This is a genomic window from Serratia sp. CY40230, from assembly GCF_052168835.1.
GTDB classification, from domain to species: domain Bacteria; phylum Pseudomonadota; class Gammaproteobacteria; order Enterobacterales; family Enterobacteriaceae; genus Serratia; species Serratia nematodiphila.
This window is the reverse complement of sequence record NZ_JBJNLX010000006.1, coordinates 78879-100152: the sequence shown is the minus strand read 5'-3', so window position 1 is coordinate 100152 and position 21274 is coordinate 78879. Positions and strand designations below refer to the sequence as shown.

Here is a 21274-nt window from a genome sequence, read left to right as displayed (position 1 = left end):
GGAGTAAGTATGAAAGGTATTATTCTGGCCGGCGGTTCCGGCACGCGTCTGCATCCGATTACTCGTGGTGTGTCCAAGCAAATGCTGCCGATCTATGACAAGCCGATGATCTATTACCCGATGTCGGTACTGATGCTGGCGGGGATCCGCGACATTTTGATCATCTCGACCCCGGAAGATCTGCCGTCCTTCGAGCGCTTGTTGGGTAACGGCGAGCAGTTCGGCGTCAATCTCAGCTATGCGGTGCAGCCTAAGCCGGAAGGGTTGGCGCAGGCGTTCCTGATCGGCGAGGAGTTTATCAACGGCGATTCTTGCTGCCTGGTGTTGGGAGATAACATCTTCTTCGGCCAATCTTTCAGCCCGAAATTAAAAACCGTCGCGGCCCGCACTGAAGGTGCCACCGTGTTCGGTTATCAGGTCATGGATCCTGAACGCTTTGGCGTCGTGGAGTTTGACGACAATTTCCGTGCGCTGTCGATCGAAGAGAAACCGAAGAAACCGAAATCCGATTGGGCGGTGACCGGCCTGTACTTCTACGATAACCAGGTGGTGGAGTTTGCCAAGCAGGTGAAGCCTTCCGAGCGCGGCGAGCTGGAAATCACCAGCATCAACCAGATGTATCTGGAGCGCGGTGAACTGACCGTCGAGCTGTTAGGGCGCGGTTTCGCCTGGTTGGACACCGGGACTCACGACAGTCTGCTGGAAGCCAGCAGCTTTGTGCAGACGGTAGAAAAGCGTCAGGGCTTTAAAATCGCCTGTCTGGAAGAGATTGCCTGGCGCAACGGTTGGCTGGATGACAAGGGGCTGAAACGCGCCGCTACTGCATTGTCCAAAACGGGCTACGGCAAGTATTTGCTGGATCTGCTGCATGCACGTCCACGCCACTATTGAGCCTTTGTCATGGGAAAGCGAGTTTTTCGCGCTAGACAGCGCGAAACTCAGCTTTTCCTCCTCGGCTCCGGCGCTTGCCGAAGCCGATCTGGCGGCTTATACCCTGGTGCAGGCCAAAGTCCCCGCGCAGCACCTTGCGTTGGCGGACGGCCTGGCTGATTTGGGATTTCGCCTGGTTGAGGGCGAAGTCGATCTGGTTCTGGCTCTTGAGCACGATCACGCGGTTGAACCGGGTTCCGTCGCCCAGACTTCCCGCCTGGCGACAAAGGCCGATATCCCGGCATTGCGTGCCGCGGCGGCTCAGGCGTTCACCGTCAGCCGCTTTCGTACGCCCTGGTATCAACCTGATGACAGCGGCCGGTTTTATGCTTTGTGGATCGAAAAGGCCGTTTTGGGCACTTTCGATCATCAGTGCCTGTTGGCGCTGGACGAACAGGGGCGGCCAGAGGGATTTGTCAGCCTGCGTGACATTGGCGGCCAGGAAACGCGCATCGGCCTGTTGGCGGCTTTCCCCGGCGCATCCGGCCGGGGCGTGGGCGCCAGGCTGATGACGGCGGCGATCGCCGAGTGTCGACGGCAAGAGATGCAGCGCCTGCGGGTCGCGACCCAGATAGGCAATATCGCCGCATTACGACTCTATCAACGACAGGGTGCCGTGATTGAAAGCACCGCGTACTGGCTATACAGAGGTAGACATGATTCCATTTAACGCTCCACCGGTTGTTGGCACTGAACTGGAATATATGCAGGCTGCCATGGGCAGCGGCAAATTGTGCGGCGATGGCGGTTTCACCCGTCGCTGCCAGCAGTGGATGGAACAGCGTTTCGGCAGCGCGAAAGTGTTGTTGACGCCTTCCTGCACCGCGTCGTTGGAAATGGCCGCCATCCTGCTGGATATCCAGCCGGGTGACGAAGTGATCATGCCGAGCTTTACCTTCGTTTCCACCGCCAACGCCTTTGTGCTGCGCGGTGCCAAAGTGGTGTTCGTCGACCTGCGTCCGGACACCATGAACATCGACGAAACCAAAATCGAAGCGGCGATCACCGATAAAACCCGCGCGATTGTACCGGTGCACTATGCCGGCGTTGCCTGCGAGATGGATACCATCATGGCGCTGGCGAAGAAATATAACCTGTTCGTGGTGGAAGACGCCGCGCAGGGCGTGATGTCGACCTACAAAGGCAAGGCATTGGGCACCATCGGCCATATCGGCTGCTTCAGCTTCCATGAAACCAAAAACTACACCGCCGGCGGCGAAGGCGGTGCGACGCTGGTGAACGATCCGGCCCTGGTCGATCGGGCGGAAGTCATCCGCGAGAAGGGCACTAACCGCAGTCAGTTCTTCCGTGGCCAGGTCGACAAATATACCTGGCGCGACATCGGTTCCAGCTATCTGATGTCTGACCTGCAGGCCGCCTACCTGTGGGGCCAACTGGAAGTGGCGGAACGCATCAACCAGCGCCGTTTGACTCTGTGGCAGAAGTACTACGACAGCTTCCTGCCGTTGGCCCGGTCAGGCCGCATCGAACTGCCGGTAATCCCGGCCGACTGCGTGCATAACGCGCACATGTTCTATATCAAGCTGCGTGATATTGAAGAGCGCACGGCCTTTATCGACTACCTGAAGGAAGCCGAAATCATGGCGGTGTTCCATTATATCCCGCTGCATGACTGCCCGGCCGGTGAACGCTTTGGCCGCTTTGCCGGCGAAGATCGTTACACCACGCAGGAAAGCGCGCGTCTGGTGCGCTTGCCGCTGTTTTACAATATGTCTGATGTCAATCAGCGTACGGTAATCAATACCATCCTGAGCTTCTTTGCCTGATATGTCGTTGGCAAAAGCATCGATATGGACCGCCGGCTCCACGCTGATCAAAATCGGCGTGGGGCTGTTGGTGGTGAAACTGCTGGCGGTGGCGTTTGGCCCCAGCGGGGTGGGGCAGGCGGGTAACTTCCGCCAGTTGATCACCGTGTTGGGCGTGCTGTCCGGCGCGGGCATTTTTAACGGTATCACCAAATACGTGGCGGAGTACCACCAGGATCCGCAGCGTTTACGCCTGGCGGTGGGCACTGCGTCGAGCATCGTGCTGGGTTTTTCGACCTTGCTGGCGCTGGTGTTTTTGTTCGCCGCCGAACCGATCAGTATCGGGTTGTTCGGGCATGCCGATTACGTCGATGTGGTGCGCGCCGTCGCTTTCATTCAGATGGGCATCGCCTACGCCAACCTGTTCATGGCGGTGCTGAAAGGCTATCGCGACGCGATGGGCAATGCGCTGGCGGTGATCGGCGGCAGCCTGATTGGCGTGGTGGCTTATTACCTGTGCTTCAAGCTGGGGGGCTATGAAGGCGCGCTGGCGGGGCTGGCGCTGGTGCCGGCGTTGGTGGTGTTGCCGGCCGGGCTGATGCTGTGGCGGCGCAAAACGCTGCCGCTGCGCTATCTAGCGCCGCGTTGGGACAAACTCGTGGCCGGCAACCTTGGCAAATTCACCCTCATGGCGTTGATCACCTCAGTGACGCTGCCGGTGGCTTACGTGATGATGCGTAACCTGCTGGCTGCGCATTACGGTTGGGATGAGGTGGGGATTTGGCAGGGCGTCAGCAGCATTTCCGATGCCTATCTGCAGTTCATCACCGCCTCGTTTACCGTCTATCTGCTGCCGACGCTGTCGCGGCTGACGGACAAGGGCGCCATCTCGCGGGAGATCGTGCGCTCGCTGAAATTCGTGCTGCCGGCGGTAGCGGCGGCGAGCTTTACGGTATGGCTGCTGCGTGATTTCGCCATCTGGCTGTTGTTCTCGGACAAATTCGTCGCCATGCGCGATCTGTTTGCCTGGCAGTTGGTGGGCGACGTGCTGAAAGTCGGGGCCTATGTGTTCGGCTATTTGGTGATCGCCAAAGCGTCGCTGCGCTTTTATATCCTGACGGAAGTCAGCCAGTTTCTGCTGCTGACGCTGTTCTCTCACTGGCTGATCCCGCTGCACGGCGCGCTGGGGGCGGCTCAGGCCTATATGGCAACCTACATCGTGTATTTCACGCTCTGTAGCTGCGTGTTTCTTATCTATCGTAGACGAGTATGACCACACTGATTCACGTTCTGGGATCCGATATCCCGCATCATAACCAGACGGTGCTGCGCTTCTTCAACGACGTGCTGGCGCCGCGTCTGCCGGCTGAGCAGACGCGGCATTTTATGGTGGCGGCCAAGGATGTGGCGGCACTGGGAGATTTCCCCGCCCTGAACATTGAGCCCTACGCGGACAAGAAAAGCCTGGCGGCGGCGGTGATCGCGCGCGCCCAGGCCGATCGCGATGCGCGCTTCTTCCTGCACGGCCAGTTCAATCCGGGGCTGTGGCTGGCGCTGCTGAGCGGCAAGATCAAGGCGCGTCAGGTCAGTTGGCATATTTGGGGCGCCGATCTGTATGAGGACGCCACCAGCTGGAAATTCCGGCTGTTCTATCTGCTGCGCCGCATTGCGCAGGGGCGGGTAGGGAATGTGTTTGCTACTCGCGGCGACGTGATTCACTACCAGCAGCGCCATGCGCGGGTGCCGGCCTCGCTGCTGTACTTCCCGACCCGCATGGATCCGGCGCTGACCGACGTTCACGTCGAGAAAAACCTGGCCGGGCCGATGACGATTCTGGTGGGCAACTCCGGCGATCGCAGCAACCGGCATATCGAAGCGCTGCAGGCGATACATCAGCAGTTCGGCGCCGACGTGCGCGTGATCCTGCCGATGGGTTATCCGGCCAACAACGATGCTTACATCGAGCAGGTGCGCGCCGCCGGGTTGCCGCTGTTCGGCGAGAAAAACCTGCAGCTGCTCACGCAGCAGGTAGCGTTTGAGGACTACCTCAACATCCTGCGCGCCTGCGATCTGGGCTATTTCATTTTCAATCGCCAGCAGGGGATTGGCACCCTGTGCCTGCTGATTCAGTTCGGCGTGCCTTTTGTGCTCAGCCGGCAAAACCCGTTCTGGCAGGATTTGGCGGAACAGCACCTGCCGGTGCTGTTCTACGGCGATTCGCTGGACGAGGCGGTGGTGCGCGAAGCGCAGCGTCAGCTGGCGGCGGTGGATAAACAGGCGATCGCCTTCTTCAATCCGAACTATGTTGACGGCTGGCAGCAAGCCCTGGCGTTGGCGGCGGGAGAACATTCATGACGTTGGCGCAATTCGGCGGCCTGTTTGTCGTCTATCTGGTCAGCCTGACGTTTATCCTGACGCTGACCTACCAGGAGTTTCGGCGCGTGCGCTTTAACTTCAACGTCTTCTTCTCGCTGCTGTATTTGCTGACGTTCTATTTCGGCTTCCCGTTAACCTGCCTGCTGGTGTTTCAGTTTGACGTCGAGGTGGTGCCGGTGGAGTTTCTGCTGTACGCCCTGCTGTCGGCGACGGCGTTTTACGCCATCTATTACGTCACCTACAAGACCCGGCTGCGCAAGCGCCGCACTCAGCCGCGCGCGGCGCTGTTTACCATGAACCGGGTAGAGACTCATATGACCTGGGTGCTGCTGGCGCTGGTGGCGATCGGGACCGTTGGGATCTTCTTCATGCAGAACGGCTTCCTGCTGTTCAAGCTCAATTCCTACAGTCAGATCTTCTCCAGCGATGTGTCCGGCGTAGCGCTCAAGCGGTTCTTCTACTTCTTCATTCCGGCGATGCTGGTGGTCTATTTCCTGCGGCAGGATCTGCGCGCCTGGTTTTTGTTCCTGGTGGCGACGGTGGCGTTCGGTATTCTGACCTACGTGATCGTCGGCGGCACCCGTGCCAATATCATCATCGCTTTCGCGCTGTTCCTGTTTATCGGCATCGTGCGCGGCTGGATCACGCTGTGGATGCTGGCGGCGGCGGGCATATTCGGCGTGGTCGGCATGTTCTGGCTGGCGTTGAAGCGCTATAGCCTGGACGTCAGCGGCGCGGAAGCGTTTTATACCTTCCTCTACCTGACCCGCGATACCTTCTCGCCGTGGGAAAACCTGGCGCTGCTGCTGCAAAATTACGACAAGATCGATTTCCAGGGCCTAGCGCCGATCTTGCGTGATTTCTACGTCTTTATCCCAACCTGGCTATGGCCGGGCCGGCCGGACGTGGTGCTGAACTCGGCCAACTATTTCACCTGGGAAGTGCTGAACAACCACTCCGGGCTGGCGATATCCCCGACGCTGATCGGTTCGCTGGTGGTGATGGGCGGCGCGCTGTTTATCCCGCTCGGCGCGATTCTGGTGGGCATGATCATCAAGTGGTTCGACTGGCTGTATGAGCTGGGCAAAACAGAGCCGAACCGTTATAAGGCGGCCATTCTGCAGGGGTTCTGCTTCGGCGCGGTGTTCAACATGATCGTATTGGCGCGTGAAGGGGTGGACTCATTCGTGTCGCGCGTGGTGTTCTTCTGCATTATTTTCGGCGCCTGTCTGGTGCTGGCGAAGTTGCTGTATTGGCTGTTCGATACCGCCGGGCTGATCAAGGCCAGAGTGACGCGTGCCCGCGCGCTGGCGTCTCCGCCTCGGGCCAACGGTCTTTTGTAAGGGTAATGAGAACGATGGAAACAAAGATTTCGGTGCCGCAGTATGAGCTGCGCGGTTTCAGCCTGTGGGGCTTTCGCGATATGGCGCACTGCATGGACTTTCTGTTCGACGGCGGCCGGGTCAAACAGGGCACGCTGGTGGCGATGAATGCGGAAAAGATCCTGAAGGCGGAAGAGGACCCGGCGCTGCATGCGTTGCTGGATGAAGCGGAGTACAAGTACGCCGACGGCATCAGTATGGTGCGCTCAATCCGCCGCAAATACCCGGCGGCGGATGTGTCGCGCGTCGCGGGCGCCGATCTGTGGGAAGCGTTGATGCAGCGCGCCGGCCGCGAAGGCACGCCGGTCTTCTTGGTTGGCGGCAAGCCGGAAGTCTTGGCGGAAACCGAGCAAAAGCTGCGCAGCCAGTGGAATGTCAACCTGGTGGGCAGCCAGGACGGCTATTTCAAACCGGATCAGCGAGAGGCGCTGTTCGAGCGTATTCGTGCCAGCGGCGCCGCTATCGTGACGGTGGCGATGGGATCGCCGAAGCAGGAGATCCTGATGCGCGACTGCCGCAAGGTGCATCCGCAGGCGCTGTATATGGGCGTGGGCGGCACCTACGACGTTTTTACCGGGCATGTGAAGCGTGCGCCCAAGGTGTGGCAGAACCTTGGTCTGGAATGGCTCTACCGCCTGCTCAGCCAACCCAGCCGCATCGGCCGGCAGTTGAAGCTGTTGAAGTTTGTCGGCTACTACTACAGCGGCAAGATGTAACCTCTCATCCGGGGTGGAAAGTGCTGTTCCGCTCCGGACTGCTGTACCAATAATCTGCTTTTGCGCGTTTCTCCCGCATATCTATAACCCTCGGCCCTAAACGTCGCTGCGTTTATTCCATAAAGTTTTAAATTGCGGTTTGCTTATAGCGGCGAAATGCGAAACGATACCGCCCGGAAATTATCCCTGGCCGCTGAAGCCTGATGCGACAGCGCTGAACGATGTCCTTCTCACGGTAACTTCGCTCCGACTACCCGTTGATGCCAGTCCGATCGGCAGGGGATGATTTATTCTTTTAATAATGACAATAACGACCGGCAGCGGCCGGCAGGCAAACACAACCCGAGAAAAATTATTGAGGATTTATGGCACACAAAGAGAAACCGCAAGGGCTACACCGGGGGCTTGAGGCCCGGCACATCGAGCTTATCGCTCTGGGGGGCACCATCGGCGTCGGCCTGTTTATGGGCTCGGCCAGTACGCTGAAGTGGGCCGGGCCATCGGTGCTGCTGGCTTACATCATCGCCGGGCTGTTCGTATTCTTCATTATGCGTTCGATGGGAGAAATGCTGTTCCTTGAGCCGGTCGCCGGGTCGTTTGCCGTTTACGCGCATAAGTACATGAATCCCTACTTCGGTTATCTGACCGCCTGGGGCTACTGGTTTATGTGGATTGCCGTCGGCATTTCTGAGATCACCGCCATCGGGGTGTATGTGCAGTTCTGGTTCCCGGAAATACCGCAGTGGGTGCCGGCGTTGATTGCCGTGGCGATGGTGGCGCTGGCCAACCTGGCGGCGGTGCGCCTGTATGGGGAGCTGGAGTTCTGGTTCGCCATGATCAAGGTCACCACCATCATCGTGATGATTCTGGTGGGGCTGGGGGTGATCTTCTTCGGCTTCGGCAACGGCGGTGAACCTATCGGTTTCGCCAATTTGACGGCGCACGGCGGTTTCTTTGCCGGCGGCTGGAAAGGCTTCCTGTTTGCGCTGTGCATCGTGGTGGCGTCCTATCAGGGGGTTGAGCTGGTGGGCATCACCGCCGGGGAAGCCAAGAACCCGCAGGTGACGCTAAAACGCGCGATCAACAATATCCTGTGGCGCATCCTGATCTTCTATGTCGGCGCGATCTTCGTCATCGTCACCATTTTCCCTTGGAACGGCATCGGCACTACCGGCAGCCCGTTCGTGCTGACCTTCGCCAAGATCGGCATCGTTGCCGCCGCCGGCATCATCAACTTCGTGGTCTTGACCGCCGCGCTCTCCGGCTGCAACAGCGGCATGTACAGCGGCGGCCGCATGCTGTACGCCCTGGCCAAGAATCGCCAACTGCCGGCGGCGTTGACCAAGCTTTCCGCCAGCGGCGTGCCGGTGAATTGCATCGCCGTCACCATCGGCTGCCTGCTGGTGGGATCTGCGCTGAACTACATTATCCCGAATCCGGAGCAGGTGTTCGTCTATGTCTACAGCGCCAGCGTGCTGCCGGGCATGGTGCCGTGGTTCGTGGTGCTGATAAGCCAGCTCTATTTCCGCCGCGCCCATAAGGAAGCGATCAAAAACCACAGCTTTAAGTCGATCATGTTCCCGTATGTGAACTATCTGACCATCGCTTTTCTGGTGTGCGTACTGGTCGGCATGGGAATCAACCCGGATACGCGGATTTCCCTGCTGGTCGGGGCGATTTTCTTAGCGGGCGTCAGCCTGTGCTACTTCGCTTTCGGCATGCATAAGAAACATCATCCGGCTGAAAATCGGGTAGAAACGCGGCAATAAACGGTGAAAAGGGGCTACGGAGTGCGCTTTCCTGCGCAGGAGTGAGCAAAGCGTAATCAAACGCAACATTTCTGCGAAAAAGCACTAGACAGGATTGGCGTAAATCCGTAGTATCCCCTCCCGCAACGGCGCTACGCGCCCGTAGCTCAGCTGGATAGAGCGCTGCCCTCCGGAGGCAGAGGTCTCAGGTTCGAATCCTGTCGGGCGCGCCATTAAGTTTGTGCGCAGGAGCTGCGGTGGTAATATTACCGCGTGAGTAAGAAGAAGTAGTAATGGTGGCTATAGCTCAGTTGGTAGAGCCCTGGATTGTGATTCCAGTTGTCGTGGGTTCGAGTCCCATTAGCCACCCCACTTCCTGATGAAGTGAAGATTTAGCAGTATTTTGTGACAGTGCGAAGGTGGCGGAATTGGTAGACGCGCTAGCTTCAGGTGTTAGTGTTCTTACGGACGTGAGGGTTCAAGTCCCTCTCTTCGCACCACGCAAAATATCTGATAAATATAAGATTTATATGGACAACGGTCTGATAAATCGAGTAGTATGAGCAACACAAATCGGCGAGTAGCGCAGCTTGGTAGCGCAACTGGTTTGGGACCAGTGGGTCGGAGGTTCGAATCCTCTCTCGCCGACCACATTCGAAAAACCTGCTTTTTAAAGCAGGTTTTTTTTCGCCTGCAGTTTATGAGGATGAGCCCCTCCGCAGGAGGTTCGAGCCTCGCGAAGCGAAACGACGTTGCTTTAGCAACGGCCCGCAGGGCGCGTATCCAGGATGCGCGTAATCTTTCTCTCGCTGACCAGTTTCAAAGAAACCGACGTAAGTCGGTTTTTTTACGTCCGCCGTTTATGAGGGTAAGTCCTTGCCGCCGCGAGGAAACGCATAGCGACCAACCCGTGCGGTATTGCACGGGTTTTTGCGTATCTGAACATTGGCATTTTGTCTCAACCGGCACGTGTGTAGGTTTTCAGCGACAATGTGGTTCGACGTTGTCGCCAGTTTGAGACAAATAATCCATTGATTTTAAACATTAAAAGTGGCTTTGGCTTAAGTCGTCGTTTTGCGGCGACAGCATCAGATCGGCCGTGGGTAAAGAACGACAGGGGACGGCATGCTGAGAGAAAGTTAGGGGGTAAATAAAAATTCAATATTTTCAATAAATTGAATGCTATTTTTTATGGCGACTTTCCTGGTTCTGAAAGTTGGCACGTCAAATGCAATATCTATAGCGTAGATGCTCATTCCACCTCTTATGTTCGCCTTAGGCTTCATAAACCCTGGGAATGACGCAGAGCCGATTTAGGGTGCCTATCGCCCACGAGAACGATGACTAACCCGTCATCACGCTCAGGGCAAAACGTTGAGTGAGGCACCGCCCCTGTTGTCCTAGACCTGATTGCTTCTTTATACACTTGCCATACGGCAAGTGTTTTTTTTTGCGCCACAGAAAACCCTGGGCAAAAAAAAGCGCGGCATCGGAGCCACGCTTTTCTCACTTGGGCAGGGCGTTATTCGCCGCCGTTCTGTTTCAGCGTCAACATCAGTCCCTCACGTCGCATCTGCGCCGCTTCATCCGAACGATGCAGTTTTTCCAGCGTATCGGCCAACCAGGCGTAGTCGTAAGCATCCGGGCGCTGTTTCAACGCTTCGCGGAAGGCGTCGGCCGCTTGCTGCCACTCGCCGTGCTTCATCAGCAGTTGCCCCAGCGTGCTGTTCAGCAGCGGCGTCGCGCCGTGTTGCTTCATCTGCTGACGCAGCGCTTTCTCAAGCTGCTCGGGGTTGCCGGACTTCAGCCGCGGCAGCAACAGCACCAGGCGCTCGTCATATTGGCGCTTCAGGCTATCGAGCACAATCTCCTGCGCCAGTTCGTGGTCGTTGCATTCGATCAGGTGCTCCACCATCGCGATTTGCAGCGGCACTTCGTGACGCGTCTTGCGGCTCTGATCTTTCCACCAGCGCTTCAGGCCTTCGCTGCCTTCGTCCGCCATCGCCTGATTCATCAGCCCGATGTAAGCCTGTTGCTGCAACGCCTGCAGCTGCTCTTCGCTGTGCAGTTCGATTTTACGCATCGACGGCAGTACTTCCAGCAGCGACGCATAGGCGCCGGTGCGCAGATAGGCTTGTTCCGCCAGGCGCAACACTTCCGGATGGCGCGGCGCCTGGTTCAGCAGGCGATCGACGCCGTGGCGCGCGGCATGGTTCTCGCCCTGCGCCAGCTGGATGCGAACCCGGGTGATATCCACCGGCAGCTGATCGGTATCGGCGGCTTCGGCGGCCCGCTCCAGATACTGATTGGTACGGAAGTCATCGCCGCGTTGCTGCGCGGCCTCGGCGGCCAGCAGGTAGTTCACCACCGGCTGTTCGGCGTGATCGGCGTTGCGCGTCATCAGCTTTTCAACCTGCTTGTAGTCGCCTTCCGCCAGTTTGATCAGCGCGGCTTTGGTTTGCTGGCGTGCGCGGGTGCGCTTGCGGCCGATAAACCAGCCGCGCGTGCGGGCGCCGGTACGGAAGATACGGCGCAGGATCCACTCGATCGCCAGCAGCACCACGAACAGCAGCACCAGCATGATCACCAGGCCGGTGACACTGGTTTCAATATTGTAGTTATCGGTCTGGATCAGCACATAGCCCTGATGCCCGGCCAACATCGGCCCGAGCACCACGCTGGCGATCACCACCAGGAACAGAAATAGCACGCGTAACATGGCTTAACCCTCCTGGTGAGCGGCAGGGGACTGGGTCATCAGGTTGCGCACCCGGGTCTGCATCACTTTTTCCAGCAGCGGCTGGCTCTTCAGCTGATCCGGCACATCCATCGAGATCGACTGTTGGCTCAGGCTGTCCAGCTCTTCCAGGAAGGCCTTGGTCGCCGGATCGGTGGTGTCGAAATAGGCGCGCACCCAGGTGGAGACGGTTTCCAGCGACTGCTTGTAGGTCTCGTTCTGATGGCGCGGAATGGCCTGTGCCGCCACCAGCAGGCGCGAACGGATGTTCTCGCGCAGGTAGATGTCCTGGTTCGGCGCCAGCAGCGGTTCGGCGCTGGTGTCGCGGCGGCGGATGGTGATGAAGTCGGCCATGAAATTGCGCCAGCTCTTGGCCAGGTTCTGCCGCCATTCGCCGATCGAGCCGGAGAGCTCGCTGCTGTTTTGATCCATCGGCGCTTCGTCGGTGTCGTTGTCCGCCAGGCGCAGGTTATCCACCTGATTGGACAGCTGATTGACCTTGAGGATGATGCCGTCGTAATCGACCTGGGTCAGCGTGGAAAGCGTGCTGATGTCTTCGGTAATGGCGCGACGCACGTCGAGCAGGCTCGGATCGTTCATGTCCGCCAGGCTGGCGTCGGCGCTTTTTAGCAGCGCGGCGGCGCTGGTGACGTCCTGATCGCTCCACAGCTTGCGGCCGGCCATTTTCACCAGGAAATCGGCCTGAGCCAGCAGCCAGGTTTTGGCGTCGCTGCCGGAGATGGTCGCCACTTTTTCCTGTAGCTCGCTCAGCTGGCGCGCCAGGTTCGCCTGCTCGCGATCGGCGGCGTCCAGGGTTTTACCCTGCTGCTGCAGCAGGCCTTCCAGCGCGTTTCTTTCCTGCTGCTGGCTCTGCTTCACGCCTTCGAGCTGCTGCTGCAGCGCCTGATTGGCGGCGATCAGCTGTTGCGCCTGCTTGTGCGTGTGGTAATAGCCGCCCGCGCCGAGGGCGATGACCAGCACGATAGCGATCGCGCCGAGCACCGGGCCGGTATTCTTGCCTTTGCGGCTGGCAGCGGCTGGCTGCTGGGAGCTCTCAACCGCGGTGGTTGGCTCTTCAACCGGGGCGGATGGGGTATTTTGTTCCGTCATAGTGGCACATCCCATAGTCAGATTATTGTAGCGCGCGGATCAGCGCGTCATTATCGGCGTTGTCAGCTACCCGAATCGTACGCCAGCCCAATTCCCGGGCGAGGGTAGCCAGGCGTTCGCTCACTACTACCAGGCGGCAACGCAGCAGCCATGAAGAACGATAGTAATCAGGAACTAAAGTATAGAGCTGTTGTAACATTTCACCGCTGGTCACCACCAGCGTATCCACACCGGCGCGCTGCCAGTGGGCGCTTTGCTCGCTGCCGTCGTAGTGCACCGGGCTGCGTTGATAACATTCATAATAGCTGACCTCGGCGCCGCGCTCGCTCAGCGTCGACCCCAACAGTTCGCGGCCGCCGTTGCCGCGTAAAATCAGCGCGCGTTTGCCCGCCAATTTTTGCAGCGCCGGCAGCAGCAGCAGCGTTTCGCTGATCTCGCGTTCGCGCGGGTATTCCACCGGCAAACTGCTGATGCGGTGCAGCGCCAGCCCGGTGGTGCGGCCGATGGCGTAATAAGCCAGGTGAGCGGGCCAGCTCAGCCCGGCGCGGCCGATAACTGAATCGGCATAACTCACCGAATGTTGCGACAGCACGAAGACCAGATCGCCGGCGCTAAGCTGCTGCAACGCCTGCGGCAGCTTCGGCAGATCGCCGCCCGGCGCAAAGTCGATCAGCGGTGCATGATAGGCAACCCGGCCGAGTGCGCGCAGCCGGCTCACTAACAGCTCCCCCGAAGGCGATGGGCGGGTTACCAGGATCGTCATGCCGGCGGATTTCCCTGATAAACCTCGCGCAGGATCTCGCGCGCGCCGCGCGCCAGCAGCTCTTCCGCCAGCTCAACGCCCATCCGTTCGGCCTCGGCGGCCGGGCCGCGGCGTTCGCCGCGCACCATCTGGCTGCCGTCCGGCGCGCCGACCAGGGCGCGCAGCCACAGGCTGTCGCCATCCAGTTCGGCATAGCTGCCGATCGGCACCTGGCAGCCGCCTTCCAGGCGGGTGTTCATCGCCCGTTCGGCGCGCACGCGGGTTTCGGTGGCCACATGGTTCAGCGGCGCCAGCAGCGCGCGGGTGACGCTGTCGTCGAGACGGCATTCAATGCCGACCGCACCCTGGCCGACCGCCGGCAGACACTCTTCGGCGCTCAGCGGGCTGCGGATGCGTTGCTCCAGACCTAAACGCTTCAGGCCGGCCACCGCCAGGATAATCGCGTCGTAGTCGCCGTTGTCCAGCTTGGCCAGGCGAGTGCCGACGTTGCCGCGTAGGTCGCGCACGATCAGATCTGGGCGGCGTTCACGCAGCTGGCACTGGCGGCGTAGGCTGGAGGTGCCGACCACGCTGCCCTGCGGCAGCTGATCGAGCGAGGCGAAACGATTGGAAACAAAAGCGTCGCGCGGATCTTCGCGTTCGCAAATGGTGGTCAAACCGAGCCCGGCAGGGAAATCGACCGGCACGTCTTTCATCGAATGCACGGCGATATCGGCGCGGCCTTCCAGCAGCGCCAGCTCGAGTTCTTTAACAAACAGGCCTTTACCGCCGACTTTCGCCAACGGCGTATCCAGAATAACGTCGCCGCGAGTGACCATCGGCACCAACTCGACCTGCAGGCCGGGATGGCAGGCCATCAGACGTTGCTGCACATAATGTGCTTGCCAAAGTGCAAGCGGGCTTTGTCGGGTGGCAATTCGAATAATTTTGTCTAACATGCTTGTTACCGTTTTTATATTTCGCCATCCATCCTACCACTGAGAGCCAATACTGTCAGTGCAAGAAGCCGGAGGCGGAAAAAGGACAACGGAATCAAAGGGACGTGTGATGTGCTTTGGGGCAGTTAACACTGCGGGTAAATCGTTTAGGGAAGCGCTACAATAATTGTGAAGCGTTACCTCCTTTACGGTCAATCAGCAAGGTGTTAAATTGATCACGTTTCCAGCAATAAGTCGCCAAATATTCTTCTTACACTAACGGCGCTTATGGAATACGGGTTTTTTTCTAAACACCGGGATAATCAGGCGAGACGTCTTGTACCTCTACATCGAGACATTGAAGCAGAGACTGGATGCGATCAATCAGCTACGCGTCGATCGCGCCCTGGCGGCTATGAAGCCCGCGTTTCAACGGGTATACAGTCTGCTGCCCACCTTACTGCACCACCACCACCCGCTGATGCCGGGTTACCTGAACGGTAACGTTCCCCACGGCATTTGCCTCTACACGCCTGATGAAACTCAACAAGAATACCTGAACGATTTAGAAGACAAATGGGGCAGCCCGTTTGATAAGCCGGCCAGCGGCGAGCTGCCGATCACCGGCGTCTATTCGATGGGCAGCACCTCGTCTATCGGCCAAAGCTGCAGCTCGGATCTCGACATCTGGGTCTGCCACCAGTCTTGGCTGGACAACGAAGAACGCACCCGCCTGCAGCAAAAATGCAGCCTGCTTGAGAAGTGGGCCGCCTCGATGGGGGTGGAAGTCAGCTTCTTCCTGATCGACGAAAACCGTTTCCGCCATAATGAAAGCGGCAGCCTGGGCGGCGAAGACTGCGGCTCGACGCAGCACATCCTGTTGCTGGACGAGTTCTACCGCACCGCGGTGCGCCTGGCCGGCAAACGCATCCTGTGGAACATGGTGCCGGGCGAAGAAGAAGCGCACTACGATGAATACGTGCTGTCGCTGTACGCGCAGGGCGCGCTGACGCCGAACGAGTGGCTGGATCTCGGCGGCCTGAGTTCGCTGTCGGCGGAAGAGTACTTCGGCGCCAGCCTGTGGCAGCTGTACAAGAGCATCGATTCGCCTTACAAGGCGGTGCTGAAGACCCTGCTGCTGGAAGCCTATTCCTGGGAATACCCCAATACCCAGCTGCTGGCGACGGACATCAAACATCGCCTGCATCAGGGCGAGATCGTCAGCTTCGGGCTCGACGCCTACTGCATGATGCTTGAGCGCGTCACTCGCTATCTGACCGACATCAACGACACCACCCGCCTCGATCTGGCCCGCCGCTGTTTCTACCTGAAAGTGTGTGAAAAGCTGTCGCTGGCCAAGGCCTGCGTCGGCTGGCGGCGCGAGATCCTCAGCCAGTTGGTCAGTGAGTGGGGCTGGAGCGACGAGCGTCTGGCGATGCTGGACAATCGCGCCAACTGGAAGATCGAGCGGGTGCGCGAAGCGCATAACGAGTTGCTCGATGCGATGATGCAGAGCTACCGCAACCTGATCCGTTTCGCCCGCCGCAATAACCTCAGCGTCAGCGCCAGCCCGCAGGATATCGGCGTGCTGACCCGCAAACTGTATGCGGCGTTCGAAGCGCTGCCCGGCAAGGTGACGCTGGTGAACCCGCAGATTTCGCCGGACCTGTCGGAAAACGATTTAACCTTTATTCACGTGCCGGTTGGCCGCGCCAACCGCACCGGCTGGTACCTGTACAATCAGGCGCCGGCTATGGATTCGATCGTCAGCCATCAGCCGCTGGAATATAACCGCTACCTGAACAAGCTGGTGGCCTGGGCCTATTTCAACGGCCTGCTGACGCCGCAGACCCGCCTGCACATCAAGAGCGGCAACCTGTGCGACACCGCCAAGCTGCAGGAGCTGGTGGCCGACGTTTCCCATCACTTCCCGCTGCGCCTGCCGGCACCGACGCCGAAAGCGCTGTACAGCCCGTGCGAAATTCGCCATCTGGCGATCATCGTCAATCTGGAAAACGATCCGACCGCCGCCTTCCGCAATCAGGTGGTGCACTTCGATTTCCGCAAACTGGACGTGTTCAGCTTCGGCCAGCAGCAGCAGTGTCTGGTGGGCAGCATCGATCTGCTGTACCGCAACTCCTGGAACGAGGTGCGCACCCTGCATTTCAGCGGCGAGCAGTCGGTGCTGGAAGCGCTGAAAACCATTCTCGGCAAAATGCATCAGGACGCCGCACCGCCGGAGTCGGTGGAAGTGTTCTGCTACAGCCAGCACCTGCGCGGCCTGATCCGCACCCGCATTCAGCAACTGGTGTCGGAGTGCATCGAGCTGCGCCTGTCCAGCACCCGGCTGGAACCCGGCCGCTTCAAGGCGGTGCGCGTCGCCGGGCAGACCTGGGGGCTGTTCTTCGAGCGCCTGAGCGTGTCGGTGCAAAAGCTGGAGAATGCGGTGGAGTTTTACGGCGCCATCTCCAACAACAAGCTGCACGGCCTGTCTATCAAGGTGGAAACCGATCAGGTGCATCTGCCGCCGGTGGTGGATGGCTTCGCCAGCGAGGGGATCATCCAGTTCTTCTTCGAAGACACCTCGGATGACAAGGGTTTCAACATCTATATTCTGGACGAGTCGAATCGGGTGGAGGTGTATCACCACTGCGAGGGCAGCAAAGAGGAGCTGGTGCGCGACGTCAGCCGCTTCTACTCTTCATCGCACGATCGTTTTACCTACGGCTCCAGCTTCATCAACTTCAACCTGCCGCAGTTCTATCAAATCGTGCAGCTCGACGGGCGCACGCAGGTGATCCCGTTCCGCAGCAACGTGCTGTCCAGCTTGTGCGTGACGGTGGCCGACGGCGCCGCTCAGCCGCTGAAGCAGCAGTTCCAGCTGCATTGACGCCGCAAGGGCTCGGTGGCCGAGCCCCGCATTGCCTCAGGAAAAATGCAGTTCCTCACCGGCCTGCGCGCTGGCCGCTTCGCTGAGCAGCTGATAAAACGGCTGCCCGCTGCGATCGCATAACCAGACGCCGTCGCGGTAGTTGAAGTGGTAGCCGCCGGCCTTGGTGGCGAGCCACACCTGGTGCAGCGGTTCCTGGCGGTTGATGACGATTTTGGTGCCGTTTTCGAAGCTCAGCGTCATCACGCCGCCATTGGTTTCGTAATCGATGTCCGCATCGCCGTCAAAATCGTCCAGTGTCTCTTCAATATTCAGCATCAGCTGGTCGGCCAACTGGTGAAACTCGCTGTCGTTCATATTCAATTCCTATTGCTTTTCATGATCCACCTGCGATTATAGAGACCTTGGACGCATGAATTACAGGCATTAATGCAAATGAAAAAACAACTACGCTATGCGCTGATGGCAGTTCTGGTTACCGGCCTCGCCGGCTGTGGTCTGAAAGGCCCGCTTTACTTCCCACCTGCCGACCCCGCCAGCCAGAAACCGGCCAAGCCGCCGGTGCAAACGGGCGATCAGGTGCAAAAGAACCAGCAGGAGCAGTCTGGCTCTCAGCAAAAACCGTCGATGGTTGACCAGTAACACCCTGTTTGCGGTGGCGAGCGCCGCCGTAAAATCAAGACGGATAGCGCGTCCAGATAGCGGAGTATGATATGCAGTTCTCCAAAATGCACGGTCTGGGCAACGACTTTATGGTGGTCGATGCCGTTACACAGAATGTCTATTTTTCACCTGAGCTGATCCGCCGGCTGGCCGATCGGCACCTGGGCGTCGGCTTTGACCAGATGCTGGTGGTAGAACCGCCTTACGATCCCGAACTGGATTTTCACTACCGAATTTTTAACGCCGACGGCAGCGAAGTGGCGCAGTGCGGCAACGGCGCGCGTTGCTTCGCGCGTTTCGTGCGGCTGAAAGGGCTGACCAACAAACGCGACATCCGCGTCAGCACCCAAACCGGGCGCATGGTGCTCAGTGTCACCGACGACGATCTGGTGTGCGTCAACATGGGTGAGCCGAATTTCGACCCGCAGGCGGTGCCGTTCCGCGCCGCCAAGGCTGAAAAGACCTACATCATGCGCGCGGCGGAACATACTGTGCTGTGCGGCGTGGTGTCGATGGGCAACCCGCATTGTGTTTTGCAGGTGGACGACGTAAAAACCGCCAAGGTGGAGCTGCTCGGGCCGGTGCTGGAAGGGCATGAACGCTTCCCGGAACGGGCCAACATCGGCTTTATGCAGGTGGTCAGCCGCGATCATATCAAGCTGCGCGTTTATGAGCGCGGCGCCGGTGAAACGCAGGCCTGCGGCAGCGGCGCCTGTGCGGCGGTGGCGGTGGGGATCCAACAGGAATTGCTGTCAGAAGAAGTGCATGTAGAGCTGCCGGGCGGCAGCCTGCATATTCGCTGGAAAGGGCCGGGCAACCCGCTGTTTATGACCGGTCCGGCAACCCATGTCTATGACGGATTTATTCATCTATGAAAAGCGTAGAAGAACAGAGCGTCGCCGGCCTGGCGCTGGATGACGACACCGTGATGCAGTACCTGCTGCAGAACCCGGATTTCTTTATTCGCAACGCGCGCCAGGTTGAGCAGATGCGCGTGCCTCACCCGGTGCGCGGCACCGTTTCGCTGGTGGAATGGCATCTGGCCCGCCAGCGCAATCATATCGAACGGCTGGAAGAAGAGATCACGCTGCTGATGGAGCAGGCCAGCGCCAACGAAGGGCTGTTCGCCAGGCTGCTGCACCTGCAGGCCGATCTGGCCACCGCCGACAGCTTGCAGGACATGCTCAACCGGCTGCAGCGCTGGGCGCGCGGCTTCGGTTTGGCCGGCGCCACGGTGCGCCTGTTCGCCGAGCGCTGGAATATCGGCGCGCCTTCCGATTTCACCCATCTGGCGCTGACGCGTTCGGCGTTCGAGCCGTTCCGCATCCAGCGGCTGGGCAGCGAACAACACTACCTCGGCGGCCTGAACGGCCCCGAACTGCTGCTGCTGTTGCCGCAGGCCAAACAGATCGGCCAGATTGGTTCGGTAGCGCTGTCGATGCTGGGCGACGATGGCGAGCTGGGCATGGTGATCTTCAGCAGTCGCGATACGCAACACTATCAGCAGGGCATGGGCACGGTAATGCTCAATCAACTGGCGCGCATGCTGCCGGAACTGCTGGAACGCTGGATCGAACGCGCATGACGCCGATTGCGCCCAGCCTGCAGCAGCCGGTGGACGCTTTTCTGCGTTATCTCAAGGTAGAACGGCAACTCAGCCCGCTGACGCAGCTCAGCTATTCACGCCAGCTGACGGCGCTGATGCGCCTGGCGCAGGAGATCGGCGTCACCGACTGGACGACGCTGGACGCCGCCCGGGTGCGCATGCTGGCGGCGCGCAGCAAACGTGCCGGTCTGCAGTCCGCCAGCCTGGCGCTGCGGCTCTCTTCATTGCGCAGTTTCCTCGACTGGCTGGTCAGCCAGGGCGTGCTGCACGCCAACCCCGCCAAAGGCATCCGCACGCCGCGCAGCGGTCGCCATCTGCCGAAAAATATCGACGTCGATGAAATGAACCAGCTGCTGGAGATCGATCTCAACGATCCGCTGGCGGTGCGCGATCGCGCCATGCTGGAGGTGATGTATGGCGCCGGCCTGCGCCTCTCCGAGCTGGTGGGGCTGGATTGCCGCCATGTCGATATGGCGGCCGGCGAGGTGTGGGTGATGGGGAAAGGCAGCAAAGAACGCAAACTGCCGATTGGGCGCACCGCCGTCACCTGGCTGGAACACTGGCTGGCGATGCGCGATCTGTTTGGACCGCAGGATGACGCGATGTTTCTGTCCAATCAGGGGCGACGCATCTCGACGCGCAACGTGCAAAAGCGCTTCGCCGAATGGGGCGTGAAGCAGGGCGTCAACAGCCATATTCACCCGCACAAACTGCGTCACTCCTTCGCTACCCACATGCTGGAGTCGAGTGGCGATCTTCGCGCGGTGCAGGAGCTGCTCGGCCACGCCAACCTGACCACCACGCAAATTTATACCCACCTCGACTTTCAACATCTGGCGAACGTGTACGATGCCGCGCATCCGCGCGCCAAACGGGGGAAATCCTGATGCATTTTTATCGCCCGCTGCGCCCACTGGCGGCGCTGACTTTCGATCTGGACGACACGCTGTATGACAACCGTCCGGTGATCCGGCAAACCGAGCAGCAGTCGGTGGCCTTCCTGCAGAGCTACCATCCCGGTCTGAACGGCTTCCAGTCGGCGGATTTCCACCGCCTGCGCCAGGAGCTGCGCGAGCAGGATCCGGAGATCTACCACGACGTCACCCAGTGGCGCTGGCGCGCCATTCATCTGGCGCTGAGCCGGCAGGGGCTGCGCGATGCCGAGGCGGCGGTCGGGGCCGATGCGGCGATGCAGAACTTCGCGCTGTGGCGCAGCCGCATCGAGGTACCGGAAGCGACCCACGCCACGCTGAAGGCGCTGGCCGCGCGCTATCCGCTGGTGGCGATCACCAACGGCAACGCCGATCCGGCGCAGTGTGGCCTGGACGGCTACTTCCAGTTCGTATTGCGCTCCGGGCCGGACGGGCGCGCCAAACCGTACCAAGACATGTATCACCTGGCCGTCGAACGGCTGGGCGTGGCGCCCGGGCAGATCCTGCACGTAGGCGACGATCTGACTACCGACGTCGCCGGCGCACTGCGCGCGGGGCTGCAGGCCTGTTGGATCAACGATCGGCAACGCTGCCTGATGCAGGCCGCCGACAGCCGCCTGCTGCCGCATATTGAGATTTCGCAGTTGGCATCGCTGACAGCATTGTTATAATCCCTGCCAGAACTCTGTATAAATTTCCAGTGAAAAACCCGTCACCGGCGGGTTTTCCCTTAACCAT

At 59.5% G+C, this 21274-nt stretch carries 19 protein-coding genes, 4 tRNA genes and 1 other RNA gene; 19 read left to right on the top strand and 5 right to left on the bottom strand.

Annotated features, from left to right (window positions below):
• Positions 1 to 9: 9 nt before the first annotated feature.
• The 13 genes from rfbA to ACJ8IJ_RS20650 all read left to right on the top strand — a co-directional run bounded on the left by rfbA (position 10) and on the right by ACJ8IJ_RS20650 (position 9733).
• Positions 10 to 891 (top strand): glucose-1-phosphate thymidylyltransferase RfbA, encoded by an 882-nt coding sequence (rfbA, locus tag ACJ8IJ_RS20710; RefSeq protein ID WP_004934207.1) that lies wholly within the window; start codon positions 10 to 12, stop codon positions 889 to 891.
• Positions 869 to 1600: a dTDP-4-amino-4,6-dideoxy-D-galactose acyltransferase gene (gene rffC / locus ACJ8IJ_RS20705; RefSeq protein WP_442518886.1), complete on the top strand. Its 732-nt coding sequence runs from the start codon at positions 869 to 871 to the stop codon at positions 1598 to 1600. The genes rfbA and rffC overlap by 23 nt, the downstream gene beginning before the upstream one ends.
• Positions 1587 to 2717, top strand: coding sequence for a dTDP-4-amino-4,6-dideoxygalactose transaminase (gene rffA, locus ACJ8IJ_RS20700; protein ID WP_131165295.1), 1131 nt, complete (start codon positions 1587 to 1589; stop codon positions 2715 to 2717). The genes rffC and rffA overlap by 14 nt, the downstream gene beginning before the upstream one ends.
• 1 nt (position 2718) lies before the next feature.
• Positions 2719 to 3969, top strand: coding sequence for a lipid III flippase WzxE (gene wzxE, locus ACJ8IJ_RS20695; RefSeq protein WP_154871899.1), 1251 nt, complete (start codon positions 2719 to 2721; stop codon positions 3967 to 3969).
• Positions 3966 to 5051 carry a TDP-N-acetylfucosamine:lipid II N-acetylfucosaminyltransferase gene (locus ACJ8IJ_RS20690; RefSeq protein ID WP_033649866.1) on the top strand — a complete coding sequence of 362 codons (1086 nt, stop codon included), beginning with the start codon at positions 3966 to 3968 and terminating at the stop codon, positions 5049 to 5051. The genes wzxE and ACJ8IJ_RS20690 overlap by 4 nt, the downstream gene beginning before the upstream one ends.
• Positions 5048 to 6415, top strand: coding sequence for an ECA oligosaccharide polymerase (gene wzyE, locus ACJ8IJ_RS20685; protein WP_004934221.1), 1368 nt, complete (start codon positions 5048 to 5050; stop codon positions 6413 to 6415). The genes ACJ8IJ_RS20690 and wzyE overlap by 4 nt, the downstream gene beginning before the upstream one ends.
• Before the next feature lie 14 nt (positions 6416 to 6429).
• On the top strand, positions 6430 to 7170 hold the full coding sequence (gene wecG, locus ACJ8IJ_RS20680) for a lipopolysaccharide N-acetylmannosaminouronosyltransferase (protein WP_004934224.1): 741 nt from the start codon (positions 6430 to 6432) through the stop codon (positions 7168 to 7170).
• Positions 7171 to 7535: 365 nt separating this feature from the next.
• A complete protein-coding gene (gene thrP / locus ACJ8IJ_RS20675) occupies positions 7536 to 8939 on the top strand; it encodes a bifunctional threonine/serine APC transporter ThrP (RefSeq protein ID WP_004934226.1) in 1404 nt (467 codons plus the stop codon).
• A 135-nt stretch (positions 8940 to 9074) separates the two neighbouring features.
• Positions 9075 to 9151: transfer RNA gene (locus ACJ8IJ_RS20670), tRNA-Arg, on the top strand.
• Between the two features lie 63 nt (positions 9152 to 9214).
• Positions 9215 to 9290 (top strand) — tRNA-His (locus ACJ8IJ_RS20665).
• A gap of 41 nt (positions 9291 to 9331) precedes the next feature.
• Positions 9332 to 9418, top strand: a tRNA-Leu gene (locus ACJ8IJ_RS20660).
• 74 nt (positions 9419 to 9492) lie between these two features.
• Positions 9493 to 9569: transfer RNA gene (locus ACJ8IJ_RS20655), tRNA-Pro, on the top strand.
• Positions 9570 to 9606: 37 nt separating this feature from the next.
• Positions 9607 to 9733: non-coding RNA, RtT sRNA (locus tag ACJ8IJ_RS20650), on the top strand.
• A 707-nt stretch (positions 9734 to 10440) separates the two neighbouring features.
• On the opposite strand, the gene hemY is transcribed toward ACJ8IJ_RS20650, so the two are convergent.
• Genes hemY through hemC form a run of 4 tightly spaced genes read right to left on the bottom strand, consistent with a single transcriptional unit; the run spans position 10441 to position 14466 of the window.
• Positions 10441 to 11637: a protoheme IX biogenesis protein HemY gene (gene hemY, locus ACJ8IJ_RS20645; RefSeq protein WP_004934228.1), complete on the bottom strand. Its 1197-nt coding sequence runs from the start codon at positions 11635 to 11637 to the stop codon at positions 10441 to 10443.
• Positions 11638 to 11640: 3 nt separating this feature from the next.
• Positions 11641 to 12765, bottom strand: coding sequence for a uroporphyrinogen-III C-methyltransferase (gene hemX, locus ACJ8IJ_RS20640; protein ID WP_004934230.1), 1125 nt, complete (start codon positions 12763 to 12765; stop codon positions 11641 to 11643).
• 22 nt (positions 12766 to 12787) lie between these two features.
• Positions 12788 to 13528, bottom strand: a complete 741-nt coding sequence (gene hemD, locus ACJ8IJ_RS20635) for a uroporphyrinogen-III synthase (protein WP_004934231.1) — start codon at positions 13526 to 13528, stop codon at positions 12788 to 12790.
• Positions 13525 to 14466, bottom strand: a complete 942-nt coding sequence (gene hemC, locus ACJ8IJ_RS20630; RefSeq protein ID WP_442518887.1) for a hydroxymethylbilane synthase — start codon at positions 14464 to 14466, stop codon at positions 13525 to 13527. The genes hemD and hemC overlap by 4 nt, the downstream gene beginning before the upstream one ends.
• Positions 14467 to 14782: 316 nt before the next feature.
• Here hemC and ACJ8IJ_RS20625 point away from each other — a divergent pair, with 316 nt between their 5' ends.
• Entirely contained in the window at positions 14783 to 17335 is a 2553-nt protein-coding gene (locus ACJ8IJ_RS20625; RefSeq protein WP_033631486.1) for a class I adenylate cyclase, read from the top strand.
• Between the two features lie 36 nt (positions 17336 to 17371).
• Here ACJ8IJ_RS20625 and cyaY read toward each other — a convergent pair whose 3' ends face one another.
• On the bottom strand, positions 17372 to 17692 hold the full coding sequence (gene cyaY / locus ACJ8IJ_RS20620; RefSeq protein WP_004934237.1) for an iron donor protein CyaY: 321 nt from the start codon (positions 17690 to 17692) through the stop codon (positions 17372 to 17374).
• Positions 17693 to 17770: 78 nt separating this feature from the next.
• Between cyaY and lptM the strand changes: the two genes are divergently transcribed.
• The 5 genes from lptM (at position 17771) to yigB (ending at position 21207) form a co-directional block, all read left to right on the top strand.
• Positions 17771 to 17977 (top strand): LPS translocon maturation chaperone LptM, encoded by a 207-nt coding sequence (gene lptM / locus ACJ8IJ_RS20615; RefSeq protein WP_004934241.1) that lies wholly within the window; start codon positions 17771 to 17773, stop codon positions 17975 to 17977.
• A gap of 71 nt (positions 17978 to 18048) precedes the next feature.
• Positions 18049 to 18873 carry a diaminopimelate epimerase gene (dapF, locus tag ACJ8IJ_RS20610; protein WP_004934244.1) on the top strand — a complete coding sequence of 275 codons (825 nt, stop codon included), beginning with the start codon at positions 18049 to 18051 and terminating at the stop codon, positions 18871 to 18873.
• On the top strand, positions 18870 to 19583 hold the full coding sequence (locus ACJ8IJ_RS20605) for a DUF484 domain-containing protein (protein ID WP_004934247.1): 714 nt from the start codon (positions 18870 to 18872) through the stop codon (positions 19581 to 19583). The genes dapF and ACJ8IJ_RS20605 overlap by 4 nt, the downstream gene beginning before the upstream one ends.
• Positions 19580 to 20491 (top strand): tyrosine recombinase XerC, encoded by a 912-nt coding sequence (xerC, locus tag ACJ8IJ_RS20600; protein ID WP_033645020.1) that lies wholly within the window; start codon positions 19580 to 19582, stop codon positions 20489 to 20491. The genes ACJ8IJ_RS20605 and xerC overlap by 4 nt, the downstream gene beginning before the upstream one ends.
• On the top strand, positions 20491 to 21207 hold the full coding sequence (yigB, locus tag ACJ8IJ_RS20595; protein WP_154871898.1) for a 5-amino-6-(5-phospho-D-ribitylamino)uracil phosphatase YigB: 717 nt from the start codon (positions 20491 to 20493) through the stop codon (positions 21205 to 21207). Before xerC ends, yigB begins: the two co-directional genes overlap by 1 nt.
• The last annotated feature ends 67 nt before the right edge of the window (positions 21208 to 21274 follow it).